We start from the raw sequence: 24234 nt of genomic DNA, 5'->3' as shown, positions 1-24234 counted from the left end.
TCTGAATGATTTGTGAGCTATCGCTGTAAGAACATTCTGATTTTTTAGCTCAAGGCTTCTGGCAAGCCTGCGCCTGATAGGGTTTCGACATCCAATCAGGGGGCACCTCAATGACTCAGTGCTTTAAAGATCACGAATGCGACAAACAGGTCTTGAATCAAAACACCAAGCCCATCGCTGAGTGCGCGAGCCACGTCGTCGAACTGTACGGATGCAAAACCAGGGTCACCGAGGTGCCTGTCCTGACCTGTGAGGGTGTCTGGCGCGTTTTTCAGCGCGAGGCCGAAGAGGTTGTAGCCCCCGGCGGCACCCTGATTGCCGATCCCATCGAACGAAACCGCGCCATCAACGCCGCCTACGCCAGGCTGTGGCTGCACGAGCCGCGCTTCCAGTGGGCCGGGCTGGCGGCCTTTGCTTCCAAGCAAGTCGGTTGCGGGTTGTTGCATGCGGCGAGTGCTGTCGACGGCGTCCAGGCGGAGTACGACGCAGGGCAGAGATTGCTGGCCGGTAGTTCGGTCTCAAACTCTGGCATTCCGGGCGTGTACACCATCAGCGATATGGACAAACAGACGCTGCGCGATTACCTGCAAGCGAAGGACAGCAACCCCGTCCCATCCCCCGATATTCGCCGTGAGGGAGAGCCGTTATCCCTGATGCAGCAGCAGTTCCAGCACGTCTACGAAATGCTGGCGCTGGGCAACACCACGTTGTTCCTCGATATCTTTCCGTTGCATGCGTTTTATAAAAAGCGCGGGTTCACGGAATTGAAGACGTGCCTGGAATTGCGCACTAGCATTTATGGCCATCCTAAACTCCCGGTGCTGTGGCCGGTTGGCCAGAAAAAACTTTCTTTTGGAACCGCTCACCTGGAAATCCTGCAAGCCTTTGAGGCAATAGAGGCGGGGGATATTGCCAGGAGCGTGGAGCATTTTGCGTTGCACGAACAGCGGAACATCCTGCAACCGTCAATCTACGAGGACAGGCAACTGATCGCTCTGTTGCACGGCAACCACGCGTCCTATGTCACCGGTCTCCCTTCCGGCGTGGCCCAAGCCATCGAGTTGACCCTCGCCAGCCAATGTCAGCGGGTCGAGGATGGCCGCACCATCGGCTTCGGCAGCAACCCGTTGGCGGACCTGTCTGACATTGAACAGCGGATGGTCTTCGTGCTCAGAGCGGCGGCGCGCTTCGACGAGATGCTGCACGACGACAACCGCAGTGCGCTGGAACAGTCGATCAAGGACATCGCCGCTGGCGAGGGCGTGCGATGAGCGTGCAATCACGCGTCGGTGGCCGGCGTCGGCGACTGGGCGTTGTCCTGCTCGCCCTTTTGGCTGTGGCGCTGTTGCGCTGGGGTTTTCAGGCGCTAGCGGACGAACCGGAAATCGCCTTGGAGATGGGGGGGACTTACGAGGACCTGCGAGAGCGCTCTACGGCGAACTTTAGTCAGCTGATACCAGGGCATGTGTGGTTTGGCATACCCAAGACTGATGCGCGGCTACGGTTTATTGATCCGCAGTATGGGTTCGTGACCCCTCTGGCTCGTTTCTTCACCGTCGGATTTGATGGCAACCTAATTGACGGCATTCGCATGTCCCCGCAAATCGAGCCGCTGCTGCTTGATGACGTCCTGAAGGTTGTTCTGAACTTACAGGATCAATGGCGCCAGAGCGGCTGGATTCCCATCAGACAGAGGAGCGCCCCTCCTTTCGCGGATACCCCCGAATGGCGAGCCCAATTGCGTGACGTGAACAAGGGTGGAACAACCTATTGGCAGGCTGGCGACAAATACCAGGTTTTGCTGCGGGTGCATCTATTCAACGACTACAAACGCCCCGATGAAGAGCGCTACATGATCACCCTCAATCTCGGCAAACCATGGCTGCCCACCCATACCGAACCACCCGTGCTTGCACGCTGAGTGCTCGCCCCACGGCAGTCACCCGAATATGTTTTCTCGCAAAATAATGGAGCATCCGAATGCCAAATCCCGCCTACATGACCATTCACGGAACTCAGCAAGGCCTTATCACTGCCGGTGCGCTCAGCAAGGACTCGGTTGGTAACGCATGGCAGCTGGGCCATGAAGATCAGATTCTGGTGCAGGCATACGACCATGGAATCGTTATTCCTGGCGGAGTAACCGGTCGTCGTATGCACAAGCCGCTGATCATCACCAAGGCGGTCGATAAGTCCTCACCTTTGCTTTTTAATGCAGCAACCAGCGGTGAAGCGATCAAAACGTGCCGATTAGACTTGTATCGCCCCTCTGGCAATGGTGTCCAGGAACACTTTTACACTATTGAATTGAAAGGCGCGGTCATCGTCGCCGTCAATACGACCATGCCCCACTGTCAGAACTTGAGTACTGCCCATTTCACTCAATTGGAAACGGTGCACTTTGCCTATCAGTCCATTGTGTGTCGACACGAAATCGGCAAAACCAGTGGCTATGACGAATGGCAAGCAGGGTCTCAGCCGTGAAGTTGATCAGCGCGTTGTACCCGTCATTGTCGGAGTTGAAACATACCTATCCAGTTGACGAAGCGCTGGATATCGTCAAGCAGCATCTTGAAAGTGGTGCTGATATCGATGGGATGGAGTCGCTTCGTAACGTTCTGATGCTCCCGTTTGACAGCGAGGTGATGAAACAGGTCGAGAATGGCGAATGGTTGTTGGTGAGGGACGAGGCGTATTACTTTGATGGCGGGCAAATAGATAAGTCGGTGGGTGCGAAGTTGCTTGAGCATCGCGTGATGGAGTTGATGAATGCCCCTCCGCCCCAGGAAAAGCATCACCGCCGGATATTCCGCGTCACCGATAGCCAAACAGGAGAGCCGCTTATTAATCGGAGCTACATCGCCACCGTTGAAGGTGAGACGAGTAAGCGACGAACCGACGTTATTGGAATAGCCCATATACCCGCACCGCCAGCGGGCGCGAAGATTTCCCTGCACGTGCTGTTCGGCTAACCCACGTATGTATGTATTGATGTATCGGCGGTGCGTGACGGGTTTGCAAGTCGCACGCAGAGTCACGCGAAGGCCTCCGATCATTCGCAGGCAAGGCTGTTTGCCCACGGAATCCATGCTAGACCTGAGGGTACACGCCCAAAGGCAGGTGCCCACCCAAGGCACCTTGCTGTAAGGTTGTGGTCGAACCATTGAATTTCGTGATTGAAAGGATATAGCCATGCTGGACTGGAAGAACCGCGCGGGCCGCGCACAGGACCGTGTCGATGACTCAGCGGTTGGAACCCGCCCCCGAGGCTACTGGGGTGGTGTTTTTTTTAGCCGTGCTCTAGGTGTTCTGGTCGGACTGTATTTGCTGGTCACGCTAGTGATCGGCTGGTACTGGAGCCAGGAACCGGCGCTGTTTCCGGTTCAGCAAAACGCGCAGTTGGCCGCTGAGAGTCAGGGCAAGCAGATGGTGATCGGCTTCACCACCGTCGAAACCCTGAAGACGGTGGCATCGACGCTGCTCGATAAGAGCGGTGGCTATATTTCAAACGACCGCTTCCCGCCGGGGCTGTGGCTGGACAACATGCCGAGCTGGGAATATGGCGTTTTGGTCCAGGTGCGGGACATGAGCCGCGCCCTGCGTAAGGACTTTGCCCGTTCCCAATCCCAGTCGGCGGAAGACGGCGATTTGGCCCGCGCTGAACCGCGCTTCAACTTCGACAACAGAAGCTGGGTGTTGCCGTCGAGTGAATCCGAATACCGGGAGGGGATCAAATCGCTGACTCGCTATCAGGATCGCCTGTCCGACCCCAGTCAGAAAAGTGCGCTGTTCTATTCGCGCGCCGATAACCTGAACAACTGGTTGGGCGACGTCGCCACCCGACTGGGTTCGCTGTCGCAACGACTGTCTGCCAGTGTGGGCCGGGTCAAGCTCAACAGCAGCCTGAAGACCGAAACGGTCATGCCGGGCCAGGTGCCACAGGTCGATGAAGAAATCGTCGAGACGCCGTGGATGCAGATCGACAATGTGTTCTACGAAGCCCGGGGTCAGGCGTGGGCGTTGTCGCACCTGCTGCGCGCTATCGAAGTAGACTTTGCCGACGTGTTGGCGAAAAAGAACGCCACGGTCAGCGTGCGTCAGATCATTCGTGAGCTGGAAGCTTCTCAGGCAGCGGTCTGGAGCCCAATGATTCTCAATGGCAGCGGCTTCGGTGTGCTGGCTAACCACTCGTTGGTCATGGCCAACTACATTTCCCGGGCCAACGCTGCTGTGATCGACCTGCGCCAACTGCTTTCGCAGGGTTGATCGATGTCGTTTTCCTCACAGGAGGCCGCGCACCGCGCCGCCTCCGACGCCGAACAGATCGCCTGGGTCGATGAGCAGGACACACAGCTGGGTTCTATTGAGCGGGCTCAGTTACGCGAGCGCGGTCTGATTGGACGTGGCACCTATATATTGCTGTTCAACTCTGCCGGGGATTTGTGCGTGCATCGGCGCACCTTGAGCAAGGCTATTTATCCGGGGTATTGGGACGTGGCAGCTGGCGGCATGGTGCTGGCTGACGAAACGTACGCCGAATCGGCAGCCCGCGAACTGGAGGAAGAGTTGGGTGTCAGTGGTGTATCGCTGAGCGTGCATGAGCATTTCTTCTTTGATCAGCCGGGCAATCGCCTGTGGTGCGCGGTGTTCAGTGCCGTCTGGGACGGGCCGCTGACGTTGCAGCCTGAAGAGGTGCTGGAAGCGCGCTTCATTCCGGTTGCCGAGGCCTTGAGTGAAACGCTGCACAAGCCTTACTGCCCGGACTCCCTGGCGGCACTGAAGCGTTATTTGGGGCGGACAGGGTCTTAGGCGCAAAAGATCAAGAAATTGGCGCATATTTGCCCTTAGCATCTGCACTTTTTGCCGTTACACTGCGCGACCTTTTCAAGCTGGGCCATTATTGGCCCAGTAGCGCTGCCCCTGCCTGAGTGGGGCTTCGCGGTCGGTTACCCGCTACGCCGGAACCGACCCATCTTTGTCCTCAAACAAGAGGATTGCTGGTGGCCAAAAAAGCCGCATCCTTCGCCGCCTTGGGCGGTCTGGTATTTTCCACCGACGCAGGACGGCATTGCCCCGATTGTCGTCAGCCCGTGGATGCCTGTATCTGCAAACAAACCGTTATCCCCGATGGAGATGGCATCGCTCGTGTGCGTCGCGAAAGCAAAGGTCGTGGCGGTAAAACGGTGACGACTGTCACGGGGGTGTCGTTGGCCGAAGACCCGCTCAAAGAGCTGGCGACTGCGCTCAAACGGCGTTGCGGAACCGGTGGTGCGCTCAAGGACGGGGTGATCGAGATTCAGGGCGATCACGTCGAACTGCTGTTGGCGGAGCTGGTGAAGCTCGGGTTCAAAGCGAAGAAGTCCGGCGGTTAAGCCTCCACTTCTAAACTCTGTGCCGTGACACGGGTCTACTCTTCAACGCAGACGGGCGCCTGTCGACACAGTGCCAAATCGTCACTTGCATTCTTTACACTGCGCCAGCCCTGTTGCGGCTGACGCTATTTGACTTCTTTATAGGGGACTTCGATGTCCGTACGACGCACACGCAAAGACGATGGCAGCCAATGGACAGTTGCGGACAGCCGCAGTGTTTATGGGATTCGTCATTGGGGAGCCGGTTATTTTGCAATCAACGACGCCGGCCGCGTTGAAGTTCGCCCCAACGGTCCGAGCAGTGCGCCTATCGATCTGTATGAACAGGTCGACGAGCTGCGCAAAAGTGGTCTCTCTCTGCCGTTGCTGGTGCGCTTTCCCGACATCCTGCAAGACCGCGTTCGTCAGTTGACCGGCGCGTTCGACGCCAACATCGAACGCCTGGGCTACCAGAGCAAATACACCGCGCTGTACCCGATCAAGGTCAACCAACAAGAAGCTGTGGTGGAAAGCATCATCGCCACGCAGGACGTCTCCATTGGTCTGGAAGCCGGTTCCAAGCCGGAACTGATGGCCGTGCTGGCCCTGGCGCCCAAAGGCGGGACCATTGTTTGCAACGGCTATAAGGACCGCGAGTTCATCCGTCTGGCATTGATGGGGCAAAAGCTGGGTCACAACGTCTTCATCGTGATCGAGAAAGAATCCGAAGTGGCGCTGGTCATCGACGAGGCAGCGGATCTCAAGGTCGCGCCACAGATTGGCCTGCGTGTGCGTCTGTCGTCGCTGGCATCAAGCAAATGGGCTGATACCGGCGGTGAGAAATCCAAGTTCGGTTTGTCTGCAGCGCAGCTGTTGTCCGTGGTCGAGCGTTTCCGCGCGGCCGGTCTTGATCAGGGCGTGCGCCTGTTGCACTTCCACATGGGTTCGCAGATCGCCAACCTGGCTGACTATCAACACGGGTTCAAAGAGGCGATCCGCTACTACGGCGAACTGCGCAATCTGGGCTTGCCGGTCGACCATATCGACGTGGGCGGCGGCCTGGGTGTGGACTACGACGGTACTCACTCGCGCAATGCCAGCTCGATCAACTACGACATGGACGATTACGCCGGTGTCGTGGTCGGCATGCTCAAGGAGTTCTGCGACGAGCAGGCGCTACCACATCCGAACATCTTCTCCGAAAGCGGCCGCTCGCTGACGGCGCATCACGCGATGTTGGTGGTGCAGGTGACTGACGTCGAAAGGCACAACGACGAAATTCCGAAGATCGCTGACAAGGAAAGCCTGCCGGAAACCGTGCAATGGCTGGTAGACCTGCTCGGGCCGACCGACATCGAGATGGTCACCGAAACCTACTGGCGCGCCACGCACTACATGAGTGACATCGCCACGCAGTACGCCGATGGCAAGATCACGCTGGCGCAGAAAGCCTTGGCCGAGCAGTGCTACTTCGCGGTCTGTCGCCGCCTGCACAACTCGTTGAAGGCGCGTCAGCGTTCGCACCGTCAGGTGCTGGACGAACTCAATGACAAGCTCGCCGACAAGTACATCTGCAACTTCTCGGTGTTCCAGAGCCTGCCGGACACTTGGGCGATTGGCCAGGTATTGCCGATTCTGCCGCTGCACCGTCTCGACGAAGAGCCGAATCGCCGTGCGGTCCTGCAGGATTTGACCTGCGACTCCGACGGCAAGATCAAGCAGTACGTCGACGAACAGAGCATCGAGACCAGCTTGCCGGTTCATGCGCTCAATGAAGGCGAAGATTATCTGCTGGGGATTTTCCTGGTGGGCGCCTATCAGGAAATTCTCGGTGACATGCACAACCTGTTTGGTGACACCGACTCGGTAAACATCTATCAGAAACCGGACGGCAGCGTGTACCACGGGGGCATCGAGACTCACGACACCATCGAGGACATGCTGCGCTACGTGCACTTGTCTCCGGACGAGCTGATGACGCATTACCGCGACAAGGTTGCCAGCGCCAAGATCAGCCCGCGCGAACGTACCCAGTACCTGGACGCGTTGCGTTTGGGTCTGACGCGGTCGTCGTACTTGTCTTCCTGATCTAACTGCCTGATCGGCGGCTGAGCTGTACACGAACGGGCCCTGAATGTGGCCCGTTCGTGTGTCTGGCTATCTGTCTGCCTTGTCGTGTTTTTTTGTAGGCTCTTTCCTGTTCTGCGTTCCAGCCCTCTACTCGGAGGGTTCTCTCGGCGAGAATCCCCGGTCGTACCCAAGTAGAGGAGCCGCCGATGTTGGATCCAGTCACCGAGCCTTTTTTTCGTCTGGATATCCCGAACCTGTCCCACAGGCTCAACGTGCTGTCGTTTACCGGCACGGAAGCGATCAACCAGCCTTTTGCGTTTGAGCTGGAGGTGGTCAGCGAGTCCTCCGACCTGAACCTGCAAAGCCTGATGTACCGGTCAGCCTGGTTGAGCTTTGTCGACACTAAAACCGGGATCAACGGGCAGATCCATGGCGCAGACCAAAGCCGCCGGGGGCCGCATCTCGGCCACTACCGTTTAAGCCTTGGTCCTCGGCTCGCGTGCCTTGCCGGGCGTTCTAACCTGCGCATCTTTCAAGGCCTGTCAGCCCCGCAAATCATTGCCAGGGTGCTCAAGGAGCATGGCATTCGCGCCGATGCGCACCGTTTTGAACTCAACGGCACGTACCGTGAACGCATGTATTGCGCGCAGCACCACGAGTCGGATTTGCAGTTCGTCCAGCGTCTGTGTGAAGAAGAGGGCATCTATTACCATTTTCAGCATTCAAAGCGCTGCCATATGTTGGTGTTCGGGGATAGCCAGGGCGGCTTTCGACGTGCGCCGACCTGTCCTTTTCAGACGGAATCGGCGCAAATAAAGTCCCGCCAGGTCGTGTCCGAACGGCATGCCGTTACTCACTTTTCCGTCAGCGGCGCTGACGGCGGGCATGACAGTCGCCGCGCTCTGGAGCAGGCCGAGGGCGAAAGTACGTCGCCTTATCTGGGCGCTGGACTGCTATTGCCGTTGAGTGGGCATCCGCAAAAAGAGTGGAATCATCTCTGGCTCCTGACCGAGGTTCAGCACCGGGGTTATCAGCCGCAGGAACTCGATGAGCTGCTGGCCGCTGTCATCAGCTCCGACTCGCCGTACAGCAATCATTTCCAGGCGACGCCGTGGGAGGTCGGCTTTCGCCCTTCGCCTGCGGCGGTTCGGCCACCCATGCTGGGTGTGCAGCGCGCGCGGGTGGTGGGGCCCGTTGTCGATCAGGTCCACTGCGACTCGCTGGGCCGGGTCAATGTGCAGTTCGACTGGGGGCGTCAAGGCGAGGGCGCGCAATACGCCAGTTGTTGGGTGCCGGTGTCTTCGGTGCTGGTCGGCGAGGGCGATGACGAGAGCGCCCAACCGAGGGTCGGCATGGACGTGATGGTGAGCTTTATCCACGACGACCCTGATCAGCCGGAGATCACCGCGTACTTACAACGTCAGGATGCAGAGTGCTTTGACCGTGCAGCGCGTGCCCATCCCGAGTCTGTTTCTGAACCTGCCGGGTCAGACGCGAATGGGGTGCCGCGTGAGGACGAGCAGATTCTGCGGATGCGCCTCGATCAGCGAACGTTTGTCAGCGAAGGGCAAAAAATCGAATTGTCTGGCGGGATAACGCTGACGTTCGAAAAAGACAGCGAACTGTTGTTCCGCGTGGGGGGTAGCTCGGTTCATCTGGGGCGTGACGGTTTGAAGCTGAGCAGTGCGCAGATCATGTTCAACGTGGACCCTGCGCCGCAGTCTGCAGCCGACAAGCTCCGCGATGAAGCCGAGCTGCGCGCGCGCGCCAACGAACTGCTGGAGCTGTTGCAGGCCAGTCACCCTTTGATCCTCCTGTGTCAGCTGCCTTCGGGCGGAAGTTTTGCCCACTGCCAAAGGACGCCCTGCGCCTGTCGGGCGATGACGCTAATCGATGGGGAGGGCGCGCCATGAAAGAGTCCGATTTCAGCGGCTTTTACAGGCCTCACAATAAATGGCTATTGCTCGATACGCCGAGCGCGCCCGGCCTGGCCAGTCAGCTCAAAAAACGCTTCGCCCACACCCGCTGTCACGAACTGTTGGCGGACACGGAGATGCACCTGATCCGCAAGCAGGGCCCGCTGCTGGTGTACCTGAGCCCCGACGACCCCTTTAGCGTTGTCTGCCAGAAGGAGACAGCAGAATGGCCCGGCCTGACCATTTTTTGCTCGGCGCCCACCGACGAATTGTTGGCGCACCTGCGCCGCATGCTCACCGTCCGGTTCAGCGATCACTACAAAGGCTTGATCACCTATTACAACGCACAGACCGCCTCCTATTTTTTCGACTCGATGGACGTCCGGGAGTTGAGTCGCTGGTTGGGGCCGATAGACTCGATCAGTTGGGTCGGCGGCACTTGGGCAGACAAAGCCGACGACTATAAGGACCGGCTGTACCTGAACAATCCGAAGCTGGACGTTCCGCCGTTGACGGCCGAACCCCAACTCAGCGTCCAGCAAGAGAAAAAGCTGCAACAGTGCCTGCTGGAACGCCATGCGTATTTCTGGAGCCGTGCGACAGACAACAGTTACCGCAAAACCCTGCGCGATCTTCAGGAAGGCCTGCGCCTTGGCTTCAATGATCCGCTGGTTCTTGATGAATGGCTCGGGTTGAGGGCCAGGTTTCCGACAGCCCCGTTGCCCTCGAACCCCGCAGACGTGGGGCAGCAGGCACGCTTCGACAACGTGCGTACCTATTGGGAGGGCGGACGGTCGTAGTTTTACGGGCGCGGTCAGCTCAATGAGTGGGTCAATGTCCGGTGCTGGAAAACCAGCCATCGCTGCGGTTCAGGCGCCAGGCGAGTATGCCCAGCGTCGCGCCGCGCAGCAGCATGAACACCATGAACGTCAGCCACAGTCCATGATTGCCCAGGCCTTGGGCGAACCAGGCCATCGGCGCCACGAGCACCACGCTGAGCACCATGGCATTGCGCATCTCCCGCGCACGGGTCGCGCCGATGAACAGGCCATCGAGCAGGTAGCTCCAGACCGCAACCAGCGGCAGCGCAGCCAGATAGGGCAGGTAGATAAAAGCGGTCTCACGCACGGTCGGGATATCGGTCTGCATCTGGATAAACAGATGCCCGGCGAACATGAATACCACCGCGAACGCGACGCTGGCGAGCAGTGACCAACCGGCGGCAACTGTCAGCGAACGGCGCAGCGCGGCTCGGTCATGGGCGCCAATGGCGTGACCACACAAGGCTTCCACGGCATGGGCCAGCCCGTCCAGTGCATGAGCGGTGAGCAGCAGGCCGTTGAGCAGCAACGCGTTGGCGGCCACCGTGGCGTCACCCAGTCGCGCACCTTGTACCGTGATCAGGAAAAATACCGATTGCAGCGCCAGACTGCGAATGAAGATGTCACGGTTGACCGCCAACAGTGGCCGCCAGCTCTGCCACAAGGCGAGTACCGCCCACGCGACCTTGCCGGGGTAGGCACGCAGTGCTTGTTGGGTCAGCGCCAGGCCGAGCAGGGCGCCGGTCCATTCAGCCAGCACCGAGGCCCGCGCTGAACCGACCACGCCCCACTCCAGGCCCATCACGAACCACAGATTGAGGGCGATGTTCACCAGGTTGGTGGTCAACAGAATCGCCAGCGGGGCACGGGCGTTCTGGGTGCCGAGAAACCAGCCGACCAGCGCGTAACTGGCCAGTGCAGCGGGCAGGCCAAACAGGCGGGTGTGGAAAAAATCCAGGGTCAGTTGCTTGAGGTCGGCCGAGGGCTGCATCAGGCCCAGCGCCAGTTGGCTGAACGGTAAGGCGAAGAGGCCGAGCACCAGCGCCAGCAGCACGGACAGCAGCAACCCTTGCAACAGGATTTGCCGCAGCGCTGCTCCATCGCTGCGCCCTGCAGCCTGCGCGGCAAACCCCGTGGTGCCCATGCGCAGAAAACCCATGGCCCAGGCGAGGAAGGTGTACAGGCTGGCACCCACTGCGACTGCGCCCAGTTGATGGGCATGCGGCAGATGGCCAATCACCGCACTGTCGACCAATGCCACCAATGGCACGGAAATATTGGACAGAATCATCGGCCCCGCCAGCGCCCAGACCCGGCGATGGGTAGGGCGGTCGCGCCAATCGTTCAGCAGTGTCGACATGAAAGCTCCCTGGAAGGTAGGCAGTGTAGCAATCCGAGAGGTTTATGCGAATCAAACTCGTTCCCGACTCTGGCAGAAGGCTGAACTGGACCTTGTTTTGCTGCGCAACATCGCGGCAACACCTATAGGTGGGCTCCGGTGACGCGGTTGCTCTATAGTTCACCCTCTCACTACCGCTGCCGATGAGTGACCCATGCTTAACAAAGGATTGTTTCTGGCCTGTGTGCTGACGCTGCTAAGCGCCTGCGATTCGTCCACTTCACACAAGGCTGCGCCGGCCTCCGCACCCAATCCGGCCGCAGCGGTCGTTGAGTCGAGCAAGCCCAAACCCGCACTGGATCTTCCCGCCCTGAGCCAACGCTATGCGGGCCGTGAACTGACGGTGGTCGATGTCTCGGAAATACAGGTCGAGGGTGCCAGCACCCTGTCCGTGAGCTTTTCCGTGCCGCTGGACCCGGAGCAGAAGTTCGCTGAAAAGCTGCACCTGGTGGACACCAAAACCGGTAAGGTCGACGGCGCCTGGGAGCTCTCCGACAATTTGATGGAGCTGCGTCTGCGCCATCTTGAGCCTCAGCGCAAATTGGTCCTGACCCTCGATGCCGGTCTGCTCGGGGTGAACAAGGCCAAGCTCGCCGCGGAATACATCAGTCGCCTGGAAACCAGCGACCTGCAAGCCACCGTCGGTTTCGCCAGCCGTGGCAGCCTGTTGCCGACCCGGTTGGCCGAAGGTCTGCCGGTGATCGCGTTGAACGTCGCCAAGGTCGATGTTGAATTCTTCCGCATCAAGCCCGAATCCCTGCCTGCGTTTCTCAGCCAATGGGGCCGTAGCAGCACCCTGCAGGGTTATGAATCCAAAGACCTGTTGCCCATGGCCGATCTGGTCTATGGCGGCCGCTTCGATCTGAACCCGGCGCGCAATACACGGGAAACCCTGTTGCTGCCGATTGCCGGCCTCAAGCCGTTGCAACAGCCAGGCGTCTATCTGGCGGTCATGCGTGCCTCGGGCACTTACAACTATTCCCAGCCTGCGACCTTGTTCACCCTGAGTGACATCGGCCTGTCGGTGCATCGTTATCAGAATCGTCTGGACGTGTTCACCCAAGCGCTGGAGGGCGGCAAGGCCCTGAGCGGTATCGAGCTTGAACTGTATGACGCCGACGGTCGCGTGGTCGGCCAGGGCAAGACCGATAACGCCGGGCACGCCCAATTACCGTTGCCCGCCAAGGCCGAAGTGCTGCTGGCGCATCAAGGTGAACAGACCAGCCTGCTGCGCCTGAACAGCGCGGCGCTGGACCTGGCCGAATTCGACATCACGGGGCCTAAAGCCCACCCCCTGCAATTCTTCGTCTTCGGCCCGCGTGATCTGTATCGCCCCGGCGAAACCGTGTTGCTCAACGGCTTGCTGCGTGACAGCGACGGCAAGGACGTGAAGCCGCAACCGATTAGCGTCGAAGTGCGTCGACCGGATGAACAGGTCAGCCGCAAGTTCGTCTGGGAAGCTGATGCGACATCGCTCTATCAATATCAATTGCAACTCGCAGGTGAAGCGCCGACCGGGCGCTGGCAACTGGTCTTCGATTTGGGAGACGGCAAACCGCAGGTGTATGAGTTCCAGGTCGAGGACTTCCTGCCGGAGCGTCTGGCGCTGGAAATCAAGGGCAGCGACACAGCGCTCAGCCCGGCCGACAACGCTGATTTCAACATCAATGGCCGCTACCTGTACGGCGCCCCTGCATCGGGTAATCGCCTGACGGGTCAGTTGTATGTCCGGCCGTTGCGTGACGCAGTAAAAGCCTTGCCCGGTTACCAGTTTGGCTCGATCACCGAAGAGGAACTGAGTCAGGACCTGGACCTGGAAGAAAGCACCCTCGACGCCAATGGCGAGCTGGCCCTCGAGGTGGAGAGCAAGTGGGCGCAGGCCAAATCGCCGCTGCAACTGATACTCCAAGCCAGCCTGCAAGAGTCTGGCGGACGTCCGATTACCCGGCGTTTGGTGCAACCGGTATGGCCAGCAGACCGCCTGCCGGGGCTGCGAGCCCTGTTCGACGGTGATCAGACCGATGGCAGCGGCCCGGCCGAATTCGAGTTGCTGGTGGCTGACAGCGAAGGCCACAAACTGGCCGCCGATAACCTCAAGGTGCGGCTGGTGCGTGAGCGCCGCGACTACTACTGGAACTACTCGGAGAGCGATGGCTGGAGCTCTCGCTACAACGAGAAATTCCTGAACCTCGACGAAGAAACCCTGAGCATCAAACAAGGCGACACTGCCAAAATCAGCTTCCCGGTAGAGTGGGGTCCTTACCGCGTCGAGGTCGAAGACCCGGCCACCGGGATGATCAGCAGCCTGCGCTTCTGGGCCGGCTACCGCTGGCAGGACAACGCCGAAGGCGGCGCGGTGCGTCCGGATCAGGTCAAGTTGGCGCTGGACAAACCGGCTTACGCCGATGGCGATACGGTCAACGTCACCGTCACACCTCCGGCGGCAGGCAAGGGTTACTTGTTGGTCGAGTCCAGCGACGGACCGTTGTGGTGGCAGGAAATCGACGTGCCGGCCGAAGGCAAACGCTTCGATATTGCGCTGGATAAACAATGGACGCGGCATGATCTGTACATCAGCGCGCTGGTGATTCGACCGGGCGAACGCAAAGCCAATATCACACCGAAACGTGCGGTGGGCGTGCTTCATCTGCCGCTGGACCGATCACAACGCAAGCTGGCGCTGACGGTCTCGACACCCGAGAAAATGCGACCAAAACAACCGTTGACCGTCAAGCTGCAAGCAAAAAACGCTGACGGCAGCGTGCCCAAAGAGGTGCATGTGCTGGTGTCTGCCGTGGACGTAGGCATCCTTAATATCACCGAATACCCGACGCCGGACCCGTTCGCCAACCTGTTCGGGCGCAAGGCGTATGGCGCTGATCAACTGGACATCTACGGGCAACTGATCGAAGCAGGGCGGGGCCGTTTGGCGAGTCTGGCGTTCGGTGGCGATGCAGCGTTGGCCAAGGGCGGTAAACGTCCTGAAACCAGCGTGACCATCGTGGCGCTGCAAAGCGCGCCGGTGACCCTGAATGCGCAGGGCGAAGGCGAAATCAGTGTCGATATCCCCGACTTCAATGGTGAGCTACGGATCATGGCGCAGGCCTGGACGGGCGAGCGTTACGGCATGGCTGAAGCTAAAACTGTGGTCGCCGCATCGTTGATTGCCGAGCTGTCAGCCCCACGGTTTCTCGCGGGAGGCGATCAGACTCAACTGGCACTGGACCTGTCGAACTTGTCCGGCAAAGCACAAACGCTGAAGGTACAACTCAGTACTGAAGGGCAACTGAGCGTGATCAATGCCGCCAGCGCCGGTCAGAGCGTTGAATTGGCTCAAGGCCAGCGCATCACGCTACAGATTCCGGTGCGCGCCGAAGGTGGTTTTGGCCAAGGGAAAATCAAGGTGGTCGTTCAAGGGCTCGACTTGCCGGGGGAAAACCTGCCGGCGTTTAGTCGCGAGTGGACCTTGGGTGTACGCCCGGCCTACCCGGCGCTGCTCAAGCACTACCGTGCGGTGCTCAAGGATCAAGCCTGGAGCCTGCCCGAGGGCGCGCTTGAAGCCTTCGAACCGGCTGGGCGCGAAGCATTGCTGTCGGTGTCGAGTCGGCCGCCGCTGAACCTTGGCGAGCAGATACGGGCGCTGAAAGCCTACCCTTATGGTTGTCTGGAGCAGACTGCCAGCGGCCTGTACCCGTCACTGTATGCCGATGCTGCGAGCCTCAAACGCCTGGGCCTGGAAGGCGAGCCGGATGCCGATCGCAAGCGCAAGATCGAGCTGGGGATTGAGCGACTGCTGGGCATGCAACGCTACAACGGCAGCTTCGGCTTGTGGGGCGCTGATGGCGAAGAGGAATACTGGCTGACCGCGTACGTCACCGATTTCCTCCTGCGGGCCCGCGAACAAGGATTTGCCGTGCCGCCTGAGGCTTTGAAAAAAGCCAATGAACGGCTGCTGCGTTACGTGCAGGAGCGCAATCTGATCGAAGTCAATTACAGCGAAGATGCCGAACACACCCGCTTTGCCGTGCAGGCTTACGCCGGCTTGGTGCTGGCGCGCAGCCAACAGGCACCGTTGGGCGCTTTGCGCAGCCTGTTCGACAGGCGCACCGATGCGCGCTCGGGTTTGCCGCTGGTGCAGCTGTCGATAGCGCTGGAAAAAATGGGTGATAAACCTCGTGCCGAACAGGCGCTGGTCGCCGGTCTCGCGGCTACCCGAAAAGCCAATGACTGGCTCGCCGACTATGGCAGTCCGCTGCGCGATCAGGCGCTGATTTTCGCATTGCTCGAAGAGAACAATCTGGCGGCAGACAAGCGCGAAGAGCGGCTGTTTGAACTCTCCGATCAACTGGCGGCCACGCAATGGTTGTCGACTCAGGAGCGCAACTCGCTGTTCCTCGCCGGGCGTGGTGTGCTCGGCAAGCCGGAAGCCAACTGGGCTGCGCAATTGAGCAGCGGCAATCAAACGCGCGAGCTGAGCAACCATCAGCCGGGCCTCAAGCTTGAAGGCGCAACCCTGGCATCGCCGCTATCGTTGCAGAACACAGGCAGCACGACCCTGTATCAACAGCTGACTATTTCCGGCTATCCACAGCAGCCGCCGTTACCGGGGGGGGAGAACCTGAGCATTCGCCGCGAGTACCTGGGCATGAAGGGCCAGGCACTGAACCTTAATGCGCTGAAAAGTGGTGAGCTGGTGCTGGTCCATCTCGAGGTCAAGGCCAGGCAGCGGGTGCCCGATGCGCTGGTGGTGGACTTGCTGCCAGCCGGTCTGGAACTGGAGAACCAGAACCTGGCGCAAAGCGCGGCGAGCCTGGCAGACGCCAGCAGTGAGGTCAAAGAGTGGCGTGAGTCGATGCAGAACGCCGGCCTCAAACATCAGGAGTTCCGCGACGACCGTTATGTGGCGGCGCTGAATCTGGACGCCTTCAACACCACGCACCTGCTGTACCTGGCGCGGGCCGTGACCCCGGGCACCTACCGCGTGCCACCGCCGCAGGTTGAATCCATGTACCGGCCAAACTGGCAGGCATTGGGTGACGCGCCGACGCAGATGGTAGTGAAGGGGAAGTAGCGATCCAGAAGAGAACGAACCTGTAGGAGCAGGCTTGCCTGCGAATAGCGGTGTGTCAGGCACACCGCAGTTAGTCATTCGCAGGCAAGCCTGCTCCCACAGGGGTCATATGTGTCCGCTAGTGAATTATCCAGCTCAATAACCACAGGCCCAGAATCAGATAGATGATGCCGAACACGATCGAGGCGCGCATGAAGGCGCGGATGGCGGAGTACAACAGCATCAGGCCGATGATCAGCGCCAGGATGCTGATCAGCGAGGTATCCATCCCCAGCGTTCTGGACAGGCCTTCGACAAAATTGCCACCTGCATGAGCCAGCAGATTGAATAGCCCATCCAATCCATTCACGATAAATCGAATCACGGCGCCCAGCGCCTGGCCGAGCCATTCGAAAAAGCTTTCTACCTGCATGTCTGATTCCTGATGAGGCTGATAAAAGAACACCTGTGTTCGCTTGGGCTATCGGTCGGCTCGGCGAGTTCCCGAGATAATAGAGGCTCTTGCGTTTGAATCCCCGAAAACTTGCGCGCTGGACGATTGGCAGCCTGTTGCTGCTGATCGCCTTGCTGTGGCTGGCCGATCATCTCTGGCCGTTGCCGCTGCCCAAGGACGATCTGGCGCGTGTGGTCCTGGCCGAGGACGGTACGCCGCTGTGGCGGTTTGCCGATGCCAATGGCGTGTGGCGCTACCCGGTGACAACCAATCAGGTGTCGCCGTATTACCTTGATGCGTTGCTGACGTACGAGGACCGCTGGTTCTATCAACATCCTGGGGTGAACCCGCTGGCGTTGGTCCGGGCGACCTGGCAGAACCTCAGCGGCGCACGGGTGGTGTCGGGCGGCAGCACGTTGTCGATGCAAGTGGCGCGGCTGCTCGATCCGCATTCGCGAACCCTGCCCGGCAAGTTGCGCCAGTTGTGGCGCACAGCACAGCTGGAATGGCACTTGTCCAAGGATCAGATCCTCGGCTTGTACCTTAACCGGGCGCCTTTCGGTGGGACGTTGCAGGGCGTGGCGGCCGCCAGCTGGGCATATTTGGGCAAATCGCCCTTGCAGCTGACCCGTGCCGATGCGGCGTTGCTTGCGGTCTTGCCTCAGGCGCCGAGTCGTTTGCGCCCTGACCGCCACCCCAGGCGAGCGCAGGCGGCGCGGGACAAAGTGCTCACGCGGCTGGCCGAGTTTGAGGTCTGGCCACAATCAGCGGTCGATGAGGCGCTGGAAGAACCTCTGCTCCTGGCGCCGCGTCAGGAACCGAGCCTTGCGCCGCTGCTCGCCCGGCGCTTGAACCGCGCCGACAGCCCGCCGCTGATTCGCACCACTATCGACGCCACCTTGCAGCGGCGCCTGGAGGATTTGCTGCTCGGTTGGCGCGCGCGCTTGCCGGAGCACACGTCGGCGGCGATTCTGGTGGTCGAGGAAGAGACCATGGCGGTGCGCGCCTACCTCGGTTCGGTTGACATCAACGATGCCCGGCGCTTCGGCCATGTCGACATGATCAGCGCGCTGCGTTCCCCGGGCTCGACCCTCAAGCCCTTTCTGTATGGCATGACGCTGGACGCCGGGCTGATTCACTCCGAATCACTGCTGCAGGATGTGCCGCGTCGCTATGGCGATTATCGTCCGGGCAATTTTTCCTCTGGCTTCAGTGGCGCGGTCTCGGCCAGCAGTGCGTTAGCGATGTCGCTGAACCTGCCAGCGGTGCAATTGCTCGAAGCGTACGGCCCGAAACGCTTTGCCGCCGAGTTGCGCAACGGCGGTGTGCCGCTGACCCTGCCACCGTTGGCCGAGCCGAATCTGTCCTTGATTCTGGGGGGCGCGGGCAGTCGCCTGGAAGATCTGGTCAGCGGTTACAGTGCCTTTGCTCGCGGCGGGAAAAGCGCCAACCTGCGCCTGCAACCGCAAGACACATTGCGCGAACGACGGATGCTGTCGCCCGGCTCCGCGTGGATCGTGCGGCGTATTCTCAGCGGTCAGGCGCGGCCGGATATCGACCCCCACGCCGACCTGGTCCAGCGCCCTGTGCTGGCCTGGAAGACCGGCACCAGTTATGGCTTTCGCGATGCGTGGGCAATTGGTGTGGGGCCAAGGTTCCTGATCGGCATCTGGATCGGTCGCCCGGATGGCACGCCGGTACCGGGGCAATTCGGCCTGGCGTCGGCGGCACCCTTGATGCTCCAGGTGCATGACATGCTGATCAACCGCGACAGCCAACGCGGCATTGCCGCCCCCGTGCAACCGGTGCCGATGAACGTGGGTGTCGCGGCGATCTGCTGGCCATTGGGCCAGCCCATGAGTAAAAGCGATCCGAACTGCCGACGTCAGCGTTTCGCCTGGACACTGGACACCACCACGCCGCCAACCTTGCAGGCCGCCGATCAACCGCTCGGCCTGGGGTTGTTGGAGAAAGTCTGGGTCAACGGCAAAGGCCTGCGGGTTGCTGCCAATTGCCCCGACGCACAGCCTCGGGACATAGCATTGTGGCCTGCGCCGCTGGAGCCCTGGCTGCCGCGCCTGGAGCGCCGTGACGCCCGTCTGCCGCCGAGCGATCCCGAGTGCCCACCCCAAGCCTCAAGCCTGGCAGCACCTTTGTCGGTGGTCGGTGTGCGAGAGGGGGATCAACTGCGCCTGCCGACGGGCAGCAAGGACTCGCTGCGGCTCACCCTGTCGGCGTTGGGTGGCAGCGGTCGGCGCTGGTGGTTTATCGATGGTGTGCCCATGGCCGACACGGCTGACCAGGACAGCTTCAACCCGACCCTGAGCCGATTGGGACGCTATCAACTCAGCGTCCTCGATGAAGGCGGGCACACCGCGCGGGTTGAATTCAGCGTGGTGGATTGAATCGATCCCCTGTGCTTGATCCGCATTGTTGTAGCGACCTCACAGGGCCGGTCTGAAGGATCTGCTCAGCGCGGCGGATACTGCGCCAGCACCTTGGCCACGGTCTGCCGGATCGCTGTATCGCGGGCCGCCGGGTTGTTCGTGCCGGTGTCCACGATCTGTTCGGTACTGCCGCGCCACACCAGCTTGCCGTCCTTGCCATCGAGCAAATCGATTTGCAGGGTGCTGACCTTGTAGTCGACGCTGCGGGTTTCGCTCATGCCTCCCCATCCGCCCCAGCCATTACCCCATGGACCGGCGCCATAGTTGGTACTAATCATCTGCTGACGGTTCTCGACGATCAGGTAGGTTTGCACCTGGACATCAGCTTTGCCCCCTGTCTGTGCCATGCGCAGCCCGCGTTGATCGAGTTGCTCAGCCACCGCCTGACGGATGCGTTGTTCGGTCAGGTCGCTTTTTATCCGAGGGTCATCTGGGCGGTATTGAACCCCTGGCTCTTTCCAGCCCCAGGTTCGATAGGCGCCAAAGTCCCTTGAGGCATCGAAGTCGCGGTTGACCGGGGTTGCACAGGCACCGAGCAGCAACGCGAGAGACAGTACAGCCAAGGGGCGAAACATGATGGTTCTCCGGTAACGATTACGAGGGAGGGTACGCCTTCAGGGCTTGCTGCACCGCCTGACGCAAGGCCTTGCCACGGGCGGACTGGTCGCCGCCACTGGCCGTTTCGGCGCTCGCACTCCACACAGGTTGACCACTTTGGCCGTCGAACAGGCTGATGCGCACCACGATCACTTGCTCTTGATACGTACGCACGATGGGGACCGTTGCATACGCGCCATAACCGCCGCCGTGATAGCCGTCGTAATGGCTATAACCCATTCCACCCCCGTAGTAAGGATTGTAGGCGTCCTCACGGTATTGCCGCAGGCGTGTTTCCAGGCGCACATCGGCGCTCACGCGCACGTCTGCCGGTTGATTGTTCATCGCCGGGCGTAAGCCGCGCTGATCCAGGCCATTGCCGATAGCTTCAGCCAGTTGCGCCGAATCCGCCCATGTCGAACCTGTCGGAAGCTGGCCGTTGACCCAGGCCCAGTTGCGATAACGCCCATAATCGCGGGTCGGTGCCGGGTAGGCGCTCAGGTCCAGCGTATTGGCCGCTTGCGCCGGTGCCGGTGGTATAGGGTTGGCGCTGGCGACATAGGGATTGCTGCTCTGACAGGCGCTGAGGCCCAGGCAGAGCAGGATTAAAGCGAGGCGGCACGTCATGATGGTCTCCGCAATGAGCCTCTTGGCGATGAACAACTTACCGTGGCTTGCACATCCAGTGCAGATAGCGCCCCAAGCCGGCAAAGGCAGGGTGGCGACGGTGGGCCAGTTCCATTTCCAGCAAATCCGCGAGCTGGACCCTGGCCTGAAATTCAGGCGGCATGTAGTCGTGGAAAACCCGTACGCCACTTTGGGTTTCGACCTGCCACAGAGGTTCAAGTTGCGCCGCTAATTCGCGCGGATCAAGGGGTTGTTGCGGGGTCAGGCTTTGCTTTTCTCCCGCCATGTCATTTTTGCGCATTTTGCGGAAATGACCTTTGAGCAGATTGCGATAAATCAAGGCGTCGCGGTTATAAAACGCCAGCGACAGCCAGCCGTCTTTCTGGGTCAACTGGTGCAGGACTGGCAGGATCGCGTGGGGTTCTGCGAGCCACTCCAGCACGGCGTGACAGATCACCAGGTCATAAGGTTCGGTCAGTTGGCCGAGCAATTGTTGCCAGGAGGCCTGAATGAAAGTCGCGCTTTGCCCTGCATCGGCAAAGCGTTGGCGTGCGCTGTCGAGCATGGGTTCGGCCGGTTCGGCCAGCGTTACCTGATGCCCGCGTTCGGCCAGCCACAACGACATATGGCCCAACCCGGCGCCGATGTCCAACACCCGCAGAGGTCGGGCAGGTAGCACCTCGATAAGGTCAGCCTGCAGAACGGCCAGACGGATGGCGCCTTTGGCGCCGCCATAGATTTTTTCGGCAAAACGGGTCGCCAGCAGATCGAAATGACGGTCGCTCATTTGCTGAAACGCCGTTCGCTGTCGGCCAGTTTATTGCGCACCACTTGATCCATATCCAGCCCCAACTCGCTGCACATCAGCAGCAGATACAAGACAATGTCGCCCACTTCCTGCCCGGCATGCGCCAGTTGTTCAGCCGGCAGTTGCCGCGACTGGTCTTCGCTGAGCCATTGGAAAATTTCGACCAGCTCGGCCATTTCCACACTGGCAGCCATGGCCAGGTTTTTCGGGCTGTGGAATGGACGCCAGTCATTCTGGTCGCGGATCTGGTGCAGGCGTTGGGTGAGTTCGTCGAGGTTCATGGGGCTCTCCTGAAGGCGTGTAGCTTCAAGGGGATGACGGCCGGAAGCAAGTGCTTCGAACGGCTGGAGCCTCTGTGTGTGGCTTAGGCCACCGGCTGCCAACTCCCAAGCATGTGCACCAGGTTATTCGCCCCTGTCAGCCGCAGTTGCCCGCTGGAACCTGGCGCACTGGCCGATAGCACCACTTCGCTTGGTAGACGTACAGGTTTCTGAAATTGCACATCAATCTCGATATTCGACGCGGGCAGATGATCCAGGGCAGCGAGGGTCCGGGCCTCGAGCCACAGGCCATGGGCGATGGCCTTGGGGAAACCGAATATTTTGGCGCTGGCGGCACTCAGGTGGATCGGGTTGTAGTCGCCAGAGACTTTGGCGTACTGCCGTCCGATATCGGCCGGTGCCTGCCAGCGTTCCACTTCTATCAGCGGTAACGGTGCGGGTTCGTAGTCGCCCGCCGGTTCGCCAGGCAGTTGCACGCTACGGCAGAGCATGGTGCTGTCTTCCTCCCACAGAGGGCCGAGGGCGTCTTCAATCTGGGTGATCAGGTTGAAGGTCGTGCCTTTGGCATGGGGCTGCAGGTTCACGACGTGTACGCTGATCCTGACCTGACTGACACCCCCCAGCGGGCGCAAGATGCTGATGCGATTGCCCAGGTGAATCAAGCCCATCAGCGGGAAAGGGAAGTCCCTGGACGTCATCAGTTGCATTTGCAGCGAGAAAGCCAGCACATGTGGGTAGGTCGGCGGTAGCAGGCTGGAGTGAGTGAATCCACAGACCTTGCGATAGGCTTCCACCTGCTGGGAATTAACCGATACCCAGCAGCGCAGACCTTGATCAGGCAACTGCGTGCTTGTGATTTTGCGCCGTAAAGCGGCCTGCATGAACAGGCCTGGCAATGCCGGCGGTGTGGTCAGATAGCTCCACTCATGATCCATTGATGATCCCCCTGCTCTAGCACTAAAAAGCATACAACGAAGATCAGGCGCCGATAAGGCTCTGACCACATACCCGCAGGACCTGACCACTGAACGCACCCGTTCCCGGCTGACTCAGCCAGGCCACGGCTTCCGCGACGTCTTGCGGTAAACCACCCTGGCCCAGCGAACTCATGCGCCGGCCTGCTTCACGCAGGGCGAAGGGCAGGTCGGCGGTCATTTTGGTTTCGATGAAGCCCGGCGCCACGGCGTTGATGCTGATGCCGCGCTCATGCAACGACGGCGCCCAGGCCTTGGCCAATCCGATCAACCCAGCCTTGCTGGCGGCGTAGTTGGTTTGCCCACGGTTGCCTGCAATGCCACTGATGGACGCCAGCAGAATGACCCGTCCGTTGTCGTGCAGGGTGCCACTGTCGAACAGGGCTTTGGTCAGCACTTGGGGGGCGATGAGGTTGACACTCAGCACCGCATCCCACAGTTCCGGCGTCATGTTCGCCAGGGTTTTGTCGCGGGTGATGCCGGCGTTGTGCACGACAATGTCGATGCCGTTGTGCCCGCTGAGGCCTTGAATGAGCTGGGCAGCGGCGTCGGTTGCGCAGATATCCAGCGCCAGACTTTGCCCGCCCAGACGCGCAGCCAGTGCTTCGATATCGGCCTTGGCTTGCGGCACATCCACCAACACCACTTCAGCACCGTCGCGGGCCAGGGTTTCAGCAATCGCGGCCCCAATCCCGCGCGCAGCCCCGGTGACCAGCGCCCTGCGCCCGGACAGCGGACGACTCCAGTCCTGGACGTGGATCGAGCAGGGCCTCAGCCGCACAACCTGGCCGGAGATGTAGGCGCTTTTCGGCGACAGGAAGAACCGCAGCGCGCCTTCCAGTTGATCTTCTGCGCCGTCATCGATGTGCAGCAATTGCACGGTGCCGCCGTTGCGCATCTCTTTGGCGAGGGAGCGGCTGAAGCCTTCTATGGCCTGCTGAGTACTGGCGGCCAGTGGATCGCTCAAGGATTCGGGGGCTCTGCCCAGAATCAGCACATGGGCGCTGTGGTCAAAGCTTGTCAGGATGGGCTGGAAAAACTCGCGCAGTTGCGTGAGCTGGTCGGCGTGGACAAGGGGGCTGGCGTCAAACACCACCGCTTTGAGCTTGGGCCCTTGCTCCGCCACCCAGGCGGTCGCCCCCGGTTGATCGCTGCCAAAGCTGTACAGCGAATCGGTCAGGCGCTGGGCAAAAATCCTGACGTGATCAGCCAGCGGACCGGCACTGATCAACAGCGTCCCTTCGATGGGACGCAGGCGCCCGGCTTGCCAGCGTTCCAGGTGGACCGGCACCGGCAGGCCAACCGCGCCGACCAGCCGACGGCCAATGTCCGAGTTGGCGAAGTCGATATAGCGATCTGAAGACATGGAACGCTCTCCTTGAGCCGGGGTTCAAAGTAGTTGACCACAGCAAGACAGCGTTCGTTCTAATCGGGCCTAC

General features: G+C 60.3%; 20 protein-coding genes. 12 read left to right on the top strand and 8 right to left on the bottom strand.

All coding sequences use genetic code 11. The annotated features are described in order from the left end of the window. Window positions 1-110 precede the first annotated feature (110 nt). The 10 genes from AC1MEA_RS04375 to AC1MEA_RS04330 all read left to right on the top strand — a co-directional run bounded on the left by AC1MEA_RS04375 (window position 111) and on the right by AC1MEA_RS04330 (window position 10137). Window positions 111-1271, top strand: a complete 1161-nt coding sequence (locus tag AC1MEA_RS04375; RefSeq protein WP_480916902.1) for a DUF2515 family protein — start codon at window positions 111-113, stop codon at window positions 1269-1271. Further along, a complete protein-coding gene (locus AC1MEA_RS04370; RefSeq protein WP_480916900.1) occupies window positions 1268-1921 on the top strand; it encodes a hypothetical protein in 654 nt (217 codons plus the stop codon). The genes AC1MEA_RS04375 and AC1MEA_RS04370 overlap by 4 nt, the downstream gene beginning before the upstream one ends. Before the next feature lie 59 nt (window positions 1922-1980). Continuing rightward, a complete protein-coding gene (locus tag AC1MEA_RS04365; RefSeq protein ID WP_480916898.1) occupies window positions 1981-2484 on the top strand; it encodes an Hcp family type VI secretion system effector in 504 nt (167 codons plus the stop codon). Then, a complete protein-coding gene (locus AC1MEA_RS04360) occupies window positions 2481-2972 on the top strand; it encodes a hypothetical protein (protein WP_480916896.1) in 492 nt (163 codons plus the stop codon). The genes AC1MEA_RS04365 and AC1MEA_RS04360 overlap by 4 nt, the downstream gene beginning before the upstream one ends. Window positions 2973-3192: 220 nt before the next feature. Next, window positions 3193-4266, top strand: a complete 1074-nt coding sequence (locus AC1MEA_RS04355; protein WP_219062536.1) for a DUF2333 family protein — start codon at window positions 3193-3195, stop codon at window positions 4264-4266. 3 nt (window positions 4267-4269) lie between these two features. Further along, window positions 4270-4809, top strand: coding sequence for an NUDIX hydrolase (locus tag AC1MEA_RS04350; RefSeq protein WP_449633952.1), 540 nt, complete (start codon window positions 4270-4272; stop codon window positions 4807-4809). Between the two features lie 191 nt (window positions 4810-5000). After that, window positions 5001-5372: a translation initiation factor Sui1 gene (locus tag AC1MEA_RS04345; protein WP_480916893.1), complete on the top strand. Its 372-nt coding sequence runs from the start codon at window positions 5001-5003 to the stop codon at window positions 5370-5372. A 153-nt stretch (window positions 5373-5525) separates the two neighbouring features. Next, window positions 5526-7439, top strand: a complete 1914-nt coding sequence (speA, locus tag AC1MEA_RS04340; protein WP_480916891.1) for an arginine decarboxylase — start codon at window positions 5526-5528, stop codon at window positions 7437-7439. Window positions 7440-7627: 188 nt separating this feature from the next. Continuing rightward, a complete protein-coding gene (gene vgrG / locus AC1MEA_RS04335; RefSeq protein WP_480916889.1) occupies window positions 7628-9334 on the top strand; it encodes a type VI secretion system tip protein VgrG in 1707 nt (568 codons plus the stop codon). Continuing rightward, complete coding sequence (locus AC1MEA_RS04330; RefSeq protein WP_480916887.1) at window positions 9331-10137, top strand: DUF4123 domain-containing protein; 807 nt, start codon at window positions 9331-9333, stop codon at window positions 10135-10137. The genes vgrG and AC1MEA_RS04330 overlap by 4 nt, the downstream gene beginning before the upstream one ends. Window positions 10138-10168: 31 nt before the next feature. Here the strand turns inward: AC1MEA_RS04330 and AC1MEA_RS04325 are convergent, their stop codons facing one another. Next, window positions 10169-11518 (bottom strand): MATE family efflux transporter, encoded by a 1350-nt coding sequence (locus AC1MEA_RS04325; protein ID WP_480916885.1) that lies wholly within the window; start codon window positions 11516-11518, stop codon window positions 10169-10171. A gap of 193 nt (window positions 11519-11711) precedes the next feature. Between AC1MEA_RS04325 and AC1MEA_RS04320 the strand changes: the two genes are divergently transcribed. Continuing rightward, window positions 11712-16628, top strand: a complete 4917-nt coding sequence (locus AC1MEA_RS04320) for an alpha-2-macroglobulin family protein (RefSeq protein ID WP_480916883.1) — start codon at window positions 11712-11714, stop codon at window positions 16626-16628. 118 nt (window positions 16629-16746) lie between these two features. Here AC1MEA_RS04320 and AC1MEA_RS04315 read toward each other — a convergent pair whose 3' ends face one another. Beyond that, a complete protein-coding gene (locus AC1MEA_RS04315; RefSeq protein WP_322177669.1) occupies window positions 16747-17040 on the bottom strand; it encodes a hypothetical protein in 294 nt (97 codons plus the stop codon). A gap of 95 nt (window positions 17041-17135) precedes the next feature. Here AC1MEA_RS04315 and pbpC point away from each other — a divergent pair, with 95 nt between their 5' ends. Next, the gene (gene pbpC / locus AC1MEA_RS04310; RefSeq protein ID WP_480916881.1) at window positions 17136-19466 is read left to right on the top strand and encodes a peptidoglycan glycosyltransferase PbpC; all 2331 of its coding nucleotides are present in this window, start codon (window positions 17136-17138) and stop codon (window positions 19464-19466) included. 65 nt (window positions 19467-19531) lie between these two features. On the opposite strand, the gene AC1MEA_RS04305 is transcribed toward pbpC, so the two are convergent. From AC1MEA_RS04305 to AC1MEA_RS04280, 6 genes are all read right to left on the bottom strand, one after another. Next, the gene (locus tag AC1MEA_RS04305; RefSeq protein WP_449633945.1) at window positions 19532-20083 is read right to left on the bottom strand and encodes a DUF4136 domain-containing protein; all 552 of its coding nucleotides are present in this window, start codon (window positions 20081-20083) and stop codon (window positions 19532-19534) included. Window positions 20084-20102: 19 nt separating this feature from the next. Then, window positions 20103-20732, bottom strand: a complete 630-nt coding sequence (locus AC1MEA_RS04300) for a DUF4136 domain-containing protein (protein WP_480916879.1) — start codon at window positions 20730-20732, stop codon at window positions 20103-20105. Between the two features lie 37 nt (window positions 20733-20769). Continuing rightward, a complete protein-coding gene (locus tag AC1MEA_RS04295; protein ID WP_480916877.1) occupies window positions 20770-21519 on the bottom strand; it encodes a methyltransferase domain-containing protein in 750 nt (249 codons plus the stop codon). Further along, a complete protein-coding gene (locus AC1MEA_RS04290) occupies window positions 21516-21821 on the bottom strand; it encodes a nucleotide pyrophosphohydrolase (protein WP_219062549.1) in 306 nt (101 codons plus the stop codon). The genes AC1MEA_RS04295 and AC1MEA_RS04290 overlap by 4 nt, the downstream gene beginning before the upstream one ends. Window positions 21822-21904: 83 nt before the next feature. Continuing rightward, window positions 21905-22756, bottom strand: a complete 852-nt coding sequence (locus AC1MEA_RS04285; protein WP_480916875.1) for a MaoC family dehydratase — start codon at window positions 22754-22756, stop codon at window positions 21905-21907. 43 nt (window positions 22757-22799) lie between these two features. Further along, window positions 22800-24161, bottom strand: a complete 1362-nt coding sequence (locus AC1MEA_RS04280) for a 3-oxoacyl-ACP reductase (protein WP_480916874.1) — start codon at window positions 24159-24161, stop codon at window positions 22800-22802. Between the last annotated feature and the right edge of the window lie 73 nt (window positions 24162-24234).

It is taken from the genome of Pseudomonas sp. ASL8 (genome assembly GCF_056680355.1).
This window is presented reverse-complemented; position numbering and strand designations above follow the sequence as displayed.

Excerpts from the sequence above, each read along its gene's own strand:
- AC1MEA_RS04375 (WP_480916902.1), top strand. The coding sequence starts at position 111 with ATGACTCAGTGCTTTAAAGATCACGAATGCGACAAACAGGTCTTGAAT.
- AC1MEA_RS04370 (WP_480916900.1), top strand. The coding sequence starts at position 1,268 with ATGAGCGTGCAATCACGCGTCGGTGGCCGGCGTCGGCGACTGGGCGTT.
- AC1MEA_RS04365 (WP_480916898.1), top strand. The coding sequence starts at position 1,981 with ATGCCAAATCCCGCCTACATGACCATTCACGGAACTCAGCAAGGCCTT.
- AC1MEA_RS04355 (WP_219062536.1), top strand. The coding sequence starts at position 3,193 with ATGCTGGACTGGAAGAACCGCGCGGGCCGCGCACAGGACCGTGTCGAT.
- AC1MEA_RS04350 (WP_449633952.1), top strand. The coding sequence starts at position 4,270 with ATGTCGTTTTCCTCACAGGAGGCCGCGCACCGCGCCGCCTCCGACGCC.
- speA (WP_480916891.1), top strand. The coding sequence starts at position 5,526 with ATGTCCGTACGACGCACACGCAAAGACGATGGCAGCCAATGGACAGTT.
- vgrG (WP_480916889.1), top strand. The coding sequence starts at position 7,628 with ATGTTGGATCCAGTCACCGAGCCTTTTTTTCGTCTGGATATCCCGAAC.
- AC1MEA_RS04330 (WP_480916887.1), top strand. The coding sequence starts at position 9,331 with ATGAAAGAGTCCGATTTCAGCGGCTTTTACAGGCCTCACAATAAATGG.
- AC1MEA_RS04325 (WP_480916885.1), bottom strand. The coding sequence starts at position 11,518 with ATGTCGACACTGCTGAACGATTGGCGCGACCGCCCTACCCATCGCCGG.
- AC1MEA_RS04320 (WP_480916883.1), top strand. The coding sequence starts at position 11,712 with ATGCTTAACAAAGGATTGTTTCTGGCCTGTGTGCTGACGCTGCTAAGC.
- AC1MEA_RS04315 (WP_322177669.1), bottom strand. The coding sequence starts at position 17,040 with ATGCAGGTAGAAAGCTTTTTCGAATGGCTCGGCCAGGCGCTGGGCGCC.
- AC1MEA_RS04305 (WP_449633945.1), bottom strand. The coding sequence starts at position 20,083 with ATGTTTCGCCCCTTGGCTGTACTGTCTCTCGCGTTGCTGCTCGGTGCC.
- AC1MEA_RS04300 (WP_480916879.1), bottom strand. The coding sequence starts at position 20,732 with ATGACGTGCCGCCTCGCTTTAATCCTGCTCTGCCTGGGCCTCAGCGCC.
- AC1MEA_RS04295 (WP_480916877.1), bottom strand. The coding sequence starts at position 21,519 with ATGAGCGACCGTCATTTCGATCTGCTGGCGACCCGTTTTGCCGAAAAA.
- AC1MEA_RS04290 (WP_219062549.1), bottom strand. The coding sequence starts at position 21,821 with ATGAACCTCGACGAACTCACCCAACGCCTGCACCAGATCCGCGACCAG.
- AC1MEA_RS04285 (WP_480916875.1), bottom strand. The coding sequence starts at position 22,756 with ATGGATCATGAGTGGAGCTATCTGACCACACCGCCGGCATTGCCAGGC.
- AC1MEA_RS04280 (WP_480916874.1), bottom strand. The coding sequence starts at position 24,161 with ATGTCTTCAGATCGCTATATCGACTTCGCCAACTCGGACATTGGCCGT.